This is a genomic window from Flavobacterium sp. 1355 (assembly GCF_017833415.1).
Lineage (GTDB): Bacteria > Bacteroidota > Bacteroidia > Flavobacteriales > Flavobacteriaceae > Flavobacterium.
In genome coordinates, this window is record NZ_JAFICC010000007.1 from 94,606 (window position 1) to 107,251 (window position 12,646).

The window sequence follows — 12,646 nt, forward strand, 5'->3', positions numbered from 1 at the left end:
AAATATTTAGGCCAATTTACTTCTTTTTTTAGTTTTTTCCGCCACGAATTTTCGTTAATCTCAACTTTGTGTTATTGATTAATTTCGCAAATCAAAAAATTCATGTAATCGTAAAAAAAAACAAAACTAGAATGGGTATCCGATAGCGATGTTCAAAATTAAATTGTCCTTTCTCCATGCTCTGCTTCCAAAATCTATTTGGTCTATTACCCATCTTTGCCCATCAGGAAGTGCCGGATTTCTAAGCGGAATCGCCAGGTCGGTTCTTAAGACCAAAAATGATAAATCAAAACGTAAACCTACTCCAGCACCAACCGCCAGCTGTTTCATAAAGTCCTTAGATATTTCTGCTCCCGGTTTATTAGGGTCTGCGTTTAACAGCCAGATATTTCCTGCATCAAAAAATACAGCGCCACGTACAACACTAAAAAGTTTAGCGCGGTATTCGGTATTAAATTCCAATTTTAAATCTGCAGACTGGTCTGGTATATAATTAGTGGTGGTCATTTCGGGAACGTAACTTCCAGGCCCTAGAGATCTTGCTCTAAAAGCACGAATACTATTGGTACCGCCGACTACAAATTGTTTGGAGGTTGGCAGCGTGCTGGAATTTCCATACGCAAATCCGGCCCCAACGATTATTCTGCTTGCCAGCTCGCTTTCTTTTCCTAATTTTAAATAATGCCTGAAATCGGTTTTGACCTTGACATATTGGCTAAATGGTACATCAAATATTTTTATCGTATCATTTTTCTTAATATTGGCTCCTGTCACTAAACCTGTTATGTTTCCTGCAAGGTCTAATTCTCCATTAAAATATATGGTGTTTTTTCTTCGCTTTTGCATGGTATTGGTATACGTATAATTGTACGTTGGCCCAAATATCAATTGTTTTTCGATTACTTTTTCTAATGCCGGATCTTGTTTAATATCCTCCAGATATTCAGGAGTCACATGATTTGGACTTACATAGGTAATATCAATAACATTTAACTGATGTTCTTTTCTGATGTTTTCTTTCCATAAATAACCAAAAGACCCATTAAAAGAATTTAAAGCATACAACTGCGTTCTTTTTTGGTATTCGTAACGTAAAGTCGCTTTGGTTCTGGGCACAAATTCACTGCTTCCTTTTATACCAAATGGCGATATAAATCTCGGCCACGTCAGACTGGTTTCTGCTCCGAGTTTATAAATATTTTTTCCTTTATTGGCGCCGCCCAATTGAAAATCGGCTCCGCCAAAAACAGATACGGTAAACAATTCTGCGCCTCTGAAAAAGTTTCTGTTATTCCAGTTCACATTAATTTCAGAACCTGTGTAACTTGCTGAATTGGTTTTTCCCAAGACCTCAACTCGTATAAACTTTTTTGGCAAAAGAGTTAAGTAATAATACGAGTCTAAGGTTTTTGGTATACTGTCTGATGGCCTAAATTCATTCTTTACAAAACTAAATGTTCCGAGGTTTACAAATCTGTTTAATGTCAGGTTGTGGTCTTTTCTGTTGTATAAATCTCCTTTTTTAAAATAAATTGTACGGTCAAAAATTCTGGGATTAAAGGTATCTGCGGTATCTATGATCGTAAAATCATGATATTGTTTGATGTCTTTTTTTCTATAAACGACGCTGTCATTTGACAAGGAATAATTTGGGTAAACAAATATTTTATCGATTTTATATGCCGTAAGAGCTTTTACCGGTGCTTCGTCTTTTATAACCAGTCTGATATTAACTTCATGGTCTCCTTTACTGCTGTCAACTTTGGCCAGAATATAATCGGGATTAAAATAAAAGTATCCTTTCTCTTTTAGTCTCGCATCAATTCTTTCTCTTTCGGCTTTTATAATATCAAGATCATATGGTTTTCCTACTTTTAGCAAACTTCTTCTGTGTGACCTTGCTATAATTCTTGATATTGCCAGAGAATCGTCAGGAAAAGTAACGCTTTTTATGATGTATTGTTTTTTTGGTGTTACAGTATATTCTGCCGTAACTCTCTTGTTTCTCACTGTAGAATCTGCACTCACACGAGTTTTAAAATACCCGCGGTTTTCTGCAAAATTTCGTAATACAGATGCGTTATAATCCAAATCGACTTTGCTGAAAAGTACAGGTTCTTCACCTACTTTGTTTCGCAGCCAATACCTAAAACCTTTTTCTTTTTTGGGTTCACCGGCAATATTATAAATCCATAATTTAGGCCGCAGCCCAAGGATTTGTTTATTAGGTTTCGGTCTTAACAAGTCTTTCATCTCTGCTTCAAGTGCTTTTCTGTCTTTCTTTTTAATGACAGAATCCTTTACCTTTACAGAACCTCCTGTGTAGAGTAAATCACCTTCAGGAAGATATTTAGTATTACTGCATCCAAAAGCAAAAAATAAGGACAGCATTACAAAATACTTTACATATTGGTTTTCTATATGATTATGTTTTTTGCTCATTTCCTTGAATTTCATTTTCAGGTTGGTTTTCTTTTTCTTCAGCTTCTTTTTCCTCAGCTTCTTTTTTCTCTTTTTCTTTTTGTTTTCTTTTTTCTTTGCGAAGTTTTTCTTCTCTTATCAATTCTCTTTCTTCTTCTGTGCGATGAAAAAGTTCTCTGAATTTATTATAACTCATCGTGATAACAAAGGCAACACCGGTTTCTACCACCTGACCTTCAACAGCTACCTGATATTGGTTTTTTCTGTAAGCTCTGACCATATAACGTCCATCTTTTGTAAGCTGATAATCCAGCGCGACGTCTCCGGCAATGTTGGTGCTTTCCTCATTGGCACGTTCCTGCCCTTCTACTCCAAAACTGCTTCCAACGGTAACTTTTAGTCTGTCGTCAAGCAATCTTTTAGAAACTTCAACATTCAGGTCGGTTCTGTTTTCCATTGTACCTGTGGTATAGTCTTCAGTAGAATCCAAATCAAAATTCAATTCAAAACCGGTTACCAGCTGACCAGCCAGATTATTCAATTGCTGCGAAAGGATTTTGCTCACACTTTGTCTGGCAAGAGATTCTGCAGTTGTACCGCCACTCTCGCTTGAGAATGGATTTTCTCCAACAAATCTTCCTAATAATAAAAGTGCAAAAACCTGTTTATTGAGTTCTGCCGGATCTTGCTCTAACTGCTTTAGTTTCGTCTGAGTAACTTCTACCACATTAGATGACACGTTGTAATTTCCTTCTGGCAAATTGATTCCAAACGAAATTTCCGGTTTCAATAATTCTCCTTTCATTTTTAACAAAGTCTCAAAAGGAAGTCTTTGTTTATAGGTATTTCTAATAGTCGAACTTTCTGCAGAAAGCTGTGTTCCCAATAAGTCAATTGGCGCTGCTTCAACTTTATAAATTGCTGTAATGTTTACGTTTGCCATTGTCGGCTCACCGTTCCAGGTAATAAAACTTCCTTTCTGAAGCTCAAACTTTCTTTTAATTCCGTTAAAGTTCATTTGATAAGCCCCTTCGTTGAACTCGTATTTCCCTGTCAAGGTTGTTTTTCCAGACTGGTCAATTCCTCCTACAAGTTCTGCTTCACCTTTCAATTGCAGGTAATCCCCATTTCCTTTATCAATAATAAGATTCAGTTCTGCCTCTTTATCGATTGTGATTCCCACATTCACATCCATACCTTTCAACTCCGACTGATTCAATTGGTTTTTCATCTCAACAGTTTGCTTCAGGTACATATTGTCTTCGTTGACAAATTCAACAATTCCTTCTCTGTCAGCGATTGAAGGATCTGATTGTGGTAAGACTACTGAGAATTTTGTCTCTTTATTAATTTTGATTGTACCATCAACAACCGGGCTGTCCAGATTTCCTTTAACATTTAACTTTGTATCCAAAAACAGATCTCCATAAAACAAATCATTATCTTTTGCTTTAGAATTTATGGCCCTAAAATCATTTGCCTGAACCACCAAATCAAAATTAAAATCTGTAAAATCAGTTGACTGAATATTTCCGTCTACAAACAATTCATTATCATTTTCGTCTAACACAGAAAATTTGTCAAACGAGATGCTGCCATTATTAAAAGTGATTTTTTCTTTCTTTATCTTAAAATAAGAATTAAGCTTTGTAACCCTGAAAGCTGCATCATTAAAGTTCAGGTCGCCATTAATCTGTGGTGCTGTTGTATTTCCTGTTACTTTTAAATCTCCAGACAGATAACCGCTTCCTTCTGTAATATTGTCCATGCTAAACCCTTGTATACTTTTGATATTCAGTTTATTTACAGCTAAATCAAAATCAAAAGTTCCCGCATCGAGTTTGTAATCTCCCGTAAGTTTTAAGTCGTTTCCTTCGTCGGTTAATTGTACATTTGCGGCAAGCGTATTATTGGTTTTATTATCTACTTTAATGTCCAGATCACCTACTTTTTCGCCTTTAAAAGCAAAATCATCGATTTTTAGATCTGAGGTAAAAGTTGGTTTTGTCATAACGTTTTCTACCAACGCAGAACCATTTATAAGTCCCTGCATTAATAATTTGTCTTTTTTGACAATATTCAAAATGGTCTCAATATTAAAATTGACAAAATCTACCTGCAGCGGCGCATTATTTTCATTTCCTTTCGATTGAATTTTTAACTCATTTCCTGCATTAGAAAGAAAAAATTTATTGATATATAATCTTTTATCTCCAAATTCTACAGCATTTTCAGGATCAATTGTCCATTTTTCATAATTAAGAACGAAACTTTCTGCGTCAATTTTAAAAATATTTTTAGCATTCTCATTCGTTAAATTTCCTGCTACATAATATTGTTGTTTTTCTTTTGCATCCTGAACTTCAAGTGCATAAGTCAATATATTATTTTGCACCTGCCCAGACAAACTCGTAAACGGAATTTTTAGGGAACCGCTTTCGATAGTGGCTACAGAAACCCGATACTCTAAAGCATTTTCTTTTGCTTCAATATTAATTTTCCCGTCTGCAATTGTATTATTGGCGTACACGATTCTCGGAATTGTCCCTTGTACCTGCAGCGAATCTGTTTTGTTATTATATTTTCCTGTAATCGTAAAAGGCTCTAAACCTGTTAATTTTGGCAATAATTTAAAAAGCACAGGATCATTATCCACTTTTAGCATAAATGACAATCGCTGCTCATCTGACTCATTATTAACTTTAGGAGTACGAAGATCAATATACTTAGAGATTGATTTTTTTATTGATGCCGTTAAAGTCGTCAGCTTATATTTTCCTGTTACTTCGGCTTTCAAAAACTGAGACGAAATTTTGATATTGTTACTGTCTTTATCAGCAAAAGCCAAAACTCTGATGGAGTCTAAAACAATTGGTTCTTCTTTTTGCAAAATCTGTATGTTTGACAAAAAGACTTTTCCATTCAGGAAATCAGGGTTACTATTTGCAATATCTGCATCTACATTACCACGCAATTTCATTGGGCCCGCGTGAAGATTCAGTTTTTCAAGATCGGCAATATCCAGGTTCAGTTTTAATTTTACAGTTGGATATTTCTCTTTGGTGTCGCCGCTTGCTGTAAGATCAAAATTAAGATTTGGGTCTTTCATTCCCGATTTTACAGCAAAAGATCCGTTTTCTATATTTCCTTTTAGAGCTAAATTCCTATATGTGTATCTATTAAAAACGGCTTTTTGTACCAGCCCATCAACTGCTGCGTCTGCTGTTTTTGGGTCTAATCCTTTTCCTTTTACTTTTGCTTTAAGCGAAATTTTTCCGATTGAATCATTTTTAATTAATTTTCCTAAATTAAAATCAGTAAGAGAAACTTTTGCGTCATATACTTCCCTTTTTTTAACGCGTTGATCAAACATTCCGTCAACCGTAGCATTTCCAAAACTGCTGTTGAGTGCTAAATTGGTTTTGAAATTTTTAATTGAGCCTTTAAATTTTCCTTTCAGGTTTATTTGCGATGGCAATTGAATATTTTTCGGAATTGTTCCGGTCGGAATAAACGAGTTTATGTCTTTTGATGTACTCGAAAGGTTTTTAATGGCTAAATCATAATACGATTTTTGAGCATCAGGAAGCCCTTTTATTTTCCCCGAAAGGGAAACTCTTGTCGAACCTATACCGCTCATTTCAAATTTCGAGATATTCAGATCTTTAACCTTTCCATTTAGTCGCGTATTGAGGTATAAAATGGCATTTGGATTACTTTTAAACGGATTTTGATTTTGCAGGTTTGGTACAAATAGTATAATATCCTTAAATCCTACCTTAGACTGGTTTAAATTGGCATCTATGGCAAGTTCTCCGATATTTTTTGAGAGTGATGCAATCGAAGGATAACCTGCTTTAATTTGATCCTTAAGCAGGGTTTGTGGCGTTCTTAAATATAAATCATTCAAATATGCATTTTTAGGGCCGTAGAAAAAATTTGTTTTTAGCGACTGGATCTGTAAACCGCTTTTATCATTTACCGTTAAGGCTTTTATATTTCCGGAAATCGTATCATTTCCATAATATAATTTTTCGGCCTTAAAATTGAATTTATGTAAATCAAGATGTTTGTAATCTATTCCTTTAAGTACAGGCTTAGATTGCATATCATCAAATTTAAATGCGATATCCTGCAGGTCGACGTCATTTAGTTTTACTTTCCAGCCTGACTGTTTTATGGCTGTTGAGTCGAGACTTGGCGCCTGAATTTGCTTATCTTTAGAACCCAGACGCAGGTTTCCTCTCAGATTTTTAACTTCAAAATTTTCAAAATCCAAAAGCTGTTTGTTCAAATCAACCTCGTTTACTTCCAGATTAAGATTTCCCAAACGTATTCCTGAGTCTAATTTTGAATCTTTATTATCATATGAAATATCAATTTTTGACAAAGCGATAGTACCGAGTTTTAATCTGAAATCCGGGCGTTTTGAAATCGTATCTACTGTTTTCACAGAAACTTCTGCAATTTTTTCGACAACATCCTGATTCAAAACCAGTTTCAATCCTCTCAGATCAATATTCGGAATATTAAAATTCATTTTATCCAGATCAAATTCTTTAAACCTGGTATCAAAATGAGTAAGGTTTACACGAATATCATTTTTAGAATAATCATCTTTAAAATTGAATTTGATATTATCAAGATTAACTTTTACAACCGATATTTTGAAAGGTTTACTGTCCGGATCCGGTTTTTTTGGTTCTTTTGATTCGAATGCTTTTATAATGTAGTCAAAGTTAAAATCACCTTTTTTGTTTCTTGAAATATTGGCTTTTGTATTTTCTAATGAAACTGAATTTATTTCTAATTCACTGCTCACCAGTTTAAACAAATCTATATCAACTACTAACCGTTTACCTGCCAACAGAGTATCTTTTTTTTGATCTTCAAAATAGAAACCTTCAAGAACTACATCTTTAGGAAATTTAATCAGGATTTTGTCTAGTGCAACTTTGGTTTTTATCTTATTATGAAGATACGTTATCGCCTTATCCTTAGCAAAATTCTGGATGGCCGGGACCTGAATTAAAATGGTAATAAGAAGTAAAAGTGCTACTACAGAAACCACACACCAAAGCAGTACACGTAATGTTTTTTTAAGTAAATGAGTGGTTTTTTTATTCATACGTTAACAAAACGTTTTAATAAATTATTAATGTAAAATATGGCATATACAATTTACAAAATTGTAAAAAATATACTTCAACTATTTACATAATTCCAATCATTTATTCTAAAATTTTAATAAATAATAAGTTTTTACTTACTTTATTTTAATACAAAATTACTTTTTTAGAATTGAATCTGAGGATATTTATTTTGTAATAATCTGATTTTCTCATGTAGTCTGGACAAGAATTTTTGATGTTGTTCTGATTCCGGATTAAAGCTGCGATGATGTAATCCTTTTTGGATTTCCTCAATTTCATTCATAACTGAAAAGGCATCCTGAGAGATACTGCTTTCGCTAAATAGTTCCCAGATATAATCTACAGCAATTTGATTAGGATGCAGCATATCTTCTTTGTAAAAACGATAATCACGAAGTTCGTCCATGACGATTTCGTAGGAGGGAAAATATTCTAATTTTTGATTGTAGGCTTCTGATTTTAGATTTGGATGAAGTCCGGAAAACAAATGCGATTTGCTGACCTGATTTTCGGTAAAACCATCTTTTGTATGACGCACAGGCGAAATGGTAAAAATAAAATTTACAGCTGGGTTTAAAACCTGAATCAAATTGATTGTATTTTCAATACTTTTTTGGATTTCATTAACTGATAACAATTCTTTTGAAAATTGCTTTTGAGGAATTTTGTGGCAATTGGCTACAATTGCATTTCTTTCTATACTTCTGTATATCCAGGAAGTTCCGTAGGTAATAATGATGTGTGTTGCTTCTTTTAATTTTTCAAAAGTCGCTCTAGTAATCTGATTTAAATTTTCGAGGAATTCTTCTTTATTCGAATTACTCCAATCAGAATGCACATCAAAACAATGCCAGCGTTCGTTGTGAAAAAAAATATCTTTTTCGGTAAAGAGTTCCTGCTCCAGAACTCTTTTAATTAATTTCTCAATCGAAACTGGATTGAATATTATTCCGAATGGATTTGTATTATTTTGGAATTTAAAATAGTCAAATTTATCTCCCATATTTTCGGCAAAACAAGATCCTAAGGAAACAATTTTAGTATTATAATCTATCGGATTTTTACTTTTTGAAATTGGGACCTGGGTTCTAAATTGCATTGCTTTGTGTTTTACACAAATTTCGTTTATTTTCTTAAACGAAAAAACCCAAATACGTATTTGTATTTGGGTTTTTTAAGTAATTTATATTTTTAGTAGAAATACTCATTTATCGCTCCAACTGTACCGTCTTGATTATGATAGGTTTGTTTGACAGGATACCCACTTTCATTGTATTCATATTCTATGCTATAAATAAATGGACCAGTTTCTTCAGAATCTGTTCCTGAAACAGAATAAGTATGCTTAATAAGATTATTGGTATCAAACTCTTCATCAAGCAGCAAATTCAAACCTAAAATATATTTATATGGGCTATCTTTTCCATCATACTCATAATCACTGGTGCGCACGCGATCAGAAGAAATGCTTTTTTCAACTACCTTAATCAAATTTCCATTTTGATACGTTAGAATTTCATATAAGTCATTTTTCTGCTCTTCTCCAGTCGTTGCATTGGTACTGTAGGTTTCCTTTTTGATTGTACCATCAGCATTATAACTATAAACTGATCTGGTTTGGTGTTCTCCAAATGGATATTCGGAAGTAAAATTATTTACAGAAATGGAAGATGAAAGTTTTCCGTCGGTGTAGGTATACGATTTCTCACTTTTTTTATCATTTCTATTGTAAGTGATATCATAAGTGATTGTTTTCACAACAAGATTTCCTTCATAAATATAGTCTGTTCTCTCCTCCTCGTTCTCAGTTACAGACACAATCTTTTTTCCATTATAAGTTATAACAGAAGTTGAATTTTCTTCTGGATGATCCGGATTGGTGTTTTGTACTTTTTTTGGGAGGGTTATCTTATTCCCATTATCAGAATCGTTATCATTATCGGTTGTCGAACAAGAAACTAGTAATGCCAATGCTCCTAAAAGAGATAAAAATTTTTTCATAATAAATTGATAGGTTTATAATTGTAGCGAAACTAACCCATCTAAAATTATACAACAATAAGTTTTCTTTCTGTCAAAATAAGACATCTTTTGCTTAACAAATTAGTTTATAGTCTTTAAACAAAAATGCCAGATGTTTGTCGCATCTGGCATTTTTTAATATTCTAAGTATTTCTAGTAAAAAAACTCCGTATTCCCCAAACTATCTGTTCCTGTATCTACTTCTTTAGTAGGATAGCCATTATCATTATAAGTAAAAGTGCTATTTGTCCACAAATCACCTTCTGATGTGTCTGTCAAAATATTAAATTTCACACCGTTACCTTCTCCATCAATAAAAGCAATTTTATCCATTCCAATTACATTTTTCATTGGGTTATTTTTAGTATCATAAGTATATACATGTTCTTCCCAACTAGCGTCCGGGCTTATGATTTCGGTAACTTCTCCATTTACAAATTTAATCGTAATGACAGTTCCCGGATCAGTTTGAGATTCATTATCTCCACCATAAGATTTGGCTGTAACTGTACCATCTGCATTATAGATATATTCTTCTTTGTGACCATAATTACTTTCTGGTTTAACTCTTACGAAAGTTACTAATTTTCCTTCTGCATTATATGTGTATGTATTAACCTGGTCAATTGATCCATCAGGGAATCTGTATTCTAATTTGGTGATTAAATTTCCTGTATAGGTGTAATATTCATTTACATCTCCTGAATCATCTATTATACTTACAATCTTATTTCCATCATAGGTATAAATTGATGTAACAGCATCACCTTCAGAGTCTGTTGTAATAGTTTTTTTCAATAATACAGTATCTGCATCAGTATTATTATCAGAGTCATCATTGCTTGAGCAAGATGTTAACAATAGAGACAAGGCTCCAAAAAGGCATAAAATTTTTTTCATTTACAGGTAGTTTTTATTAGTTCTTAACAGTAAATATAATAGATTGAGTTAAAAGGAATGTTATAAAAATTAACATTTTTTAACACTAAAATACCTCTATAACACATTCCGTATTTGTGTATTACAATATTTTGTCTTAACTATCTTAAAAACAAGACTGTAAGTTTTACACTTATACTCTTAAGCAATTTTTAAAAGTTGAAAAACCATAATTGAATTAACAGAATTATTCTTTCTTTTTGAATTTACATTCTACAGTTACCAAATCTATTTTTAAAATTATTTACAAAAATTTAGCTTTTTAATATGCTGCATCAACCTTAGTACATCGATCTATTCATTACTTTTGCATTCTCTAAAATTTTAAATCATACTATGAAATTATTATATTCTTATATAATCAAACATAAACTGCTGTTGTTTTTTGCTTTGATTATGGCCACAATAAACATCTGTTTCAGCTTATCAGACTCTATTATTACCGGTAAATTAATGCAGGATTGCGGGGTTGGACTTGCGAAGTATAAGGGAAATGAAATTGGTTTTATCAAATCTTTATCTTTCTGGCTAGGACTCTCTCTTGGTGCTGCCATGATTTCCAGAATTACTAAAAACTTTCAGGATTATTTTACCAATGTAGTGATACAAAGAACGGGGGCACAAATGTATACAGACGGAATCAAAAAATCCCTCGATTTACCTTATGCCGAATTTGAGGATCAGCGAAGCGGTGAAACATTAAGCAAACTGACAAAAGTGCGTTCTGATTCTGAGAAACTAATTACGCTTTCGATTTCCTTGATTTTTCAGACTATTATCGGGTTCGTTTTTGTAATTCTGTATGTTTCGAGAATTGATTATCGTATTTCTATTATATTTTTAATCACCGCTCCTATTATTGCTTTGGTTAGTTCCTATTTGGGCAAAAAGATCAAGATTGTTTCTAAAAAAATTGTAAATCAAACCAATGCGCTGGCAGGTTCTACAACAGAAAGTTTAAGAAATATCGAACTTGTAAAAAGTCTTGGTTTAACCTATCAGGAAGAAAAGCGTTTAAATCTTAATACGTTTAGAATTCTTCATCTTGAACTGGAAAAAATCCGTTTTATCAGAAGTTTAAGTTTTATACAAGGAACAACTGTTCACTTTTTAAGAACCTGCGTGGTTTTTACTTTATACTACTTTCTCTTTGGCGGAAAAATCATTGTAGGTGATTTGTTGACGATGGTATTCTTTACTTTTTTCATTTTTGGACCTTTGCAGGAATTAGGGAATTTTATTATTGCACTTAATGAGACTAAAGTTTCAATGGAAAACTTCAGAGTTTTATTAAACGCTCCAAAAGAATTTCGCCCTACGACACCCAAACATGTTGGAGCAATTCAGTCATTGCTTTTTTCGAATGTAAGTTTTCAGCATAAAACAGCAAAATATAAGGCTGTCGAAAATATTAATTTTGAAATCAAACAAGGTCAAACCGTTGCTTTTGTGGGACCGTCAGGTTCCGGAAAAACAACATTAGTAAAACTTTTAGTTGGGTTGTATACTCCTGCAGAAGGACAGGTTTTTTATAATGATATTGATTCAACCGATATTGACTTACTCGATTTAAGAAAACAATTGGGATTTGTAACTCAGGATGCACAGTTGTTCTCAGGAACAATTCGTGAAAATTTATTGTTTGTAAAACCAAATGCAACCGACGAAGATTTGTACGATGCCCTGAAAAGAGCCAGTTGTGAAAAACTCTTAATACGTGCTGAAGATGGCTTAAACACCACAATTGGTGAAGGCGGAATTAAAGTTTCTGGTGGTGAAAAACAACGTTTATCAATCGCTCGTGCTATTTTAAGAAATCCGAATTTATTGATTTTTGATGAAGCAACTTCTGCTTTGGATTCTATTACCGAGGAAGAAATTAATGCTACGATCAGAAATATTTCAGACAAAAACAGAATCACTGTTTTAATCGCTCACAGATTGTCTACTGTTATGCATGCTGACAGAATTTTTGTTCTGGAACAAGGAAAAATCATTGAGCAGGGAAAACATGAAGATTTGATTGTTGAAAGAGGTTTATATTATGCGATGTGGCGCCAGCAGATTGGGGAGCGTAAGTAATTTTATTTAAGGTTCTAAGATGCTGAGAT

General features: G+C 33.2%; 6 protein-coding genes. 1 reads left to right on the plus strand and 5 read right to left on the minus strand.

What is annotated here, in order from left to right; all coding sequences use genetic code 11:
- Window positions 1–126: 126 nt before the first annotated feature.
- The 5 genes from JOD96_RS10455 to JOD96_RS10475 all read right to left on the minus strand — a co-directional run bounded on the left by JOD96_RS10455 (window position 127) and on the right by JOD96_RS10475 (window position 10,496).
- Complete coding sequence (locus JOD96_RS10455; protein WP_209564370.1) at window positions 127–2,442, minus strand: BamA/TamA family outer membrane protein; 2,316 nt, start codon at window positions 2,440–2,442, stop codon at window positions 127–129.
- A complete protein-coding gene (locus JOD96_RS10460) occupies window positions 2,426–7,549 on the minus strand; it encodes a translocation/assembly module TamB (RefSeq protein ID WP_209564214.1) in 5,124 nt (1,707 codons plus the stop codon). Before JOD96_RS10460 ends, JOD96_RS10455 begins: the two co-directional genes overlap by 17 nt.
- Before the next feature lie 167 nt (window positions 7,550–7,716).
- Window positions 7,717–8,673: a GSCFA domain-containing protein gene (locus JOD96_RS10465; protein WP_209564215.1), complete on the minus strand. Its 957-nt coding sequence runs from the start codon at window positions 8,671–8,673 to the stop codon at window positions 7,717–7,719.
- Between the two features lie 92 nt (window positions 8,674–8,765).
- A complete protein-coding gene (locus JOD96_RS10470) occupies window positions 8,766–9,575 on the minus strand; it encodes a hypothetical protein (RefSeq protein ID WP_209564216.1) in 810 nt (269 codons plus the stop codon).
- A gap of 174 nt (window positions 9,576–9,749) precedes the next feature.
- Window positions 9,750–10,496, minus strand: coding sequence for a hypothetical protein (locus tag JOD96_RS10475; protein WP_209564217.1), 747 nt, complete (start codon window positions 10,494–10,496; stop codon window positions 9,750–9,752).
- 375 nt (window positions 10,497–10,871) lie between these two features.
- Between JOD96_RS10475 and JOD96_RS10480 the strand changes: the two genes are divergently transcribed.
- Window positions 10,872–12,617: an ABC transporter ATP-binding protein gene (locus JOD96_RS10480; RefSeq protein ID WP_209564218.1), complete on the plus strand. Its 1,746-nt coding sequence runs from the start codon at window positions 10,872–10,874 to the stop codon at window positions 12,615–12,617.
- Window positions 12,618–12,646 lie beyond the last annotated feature (29 nt).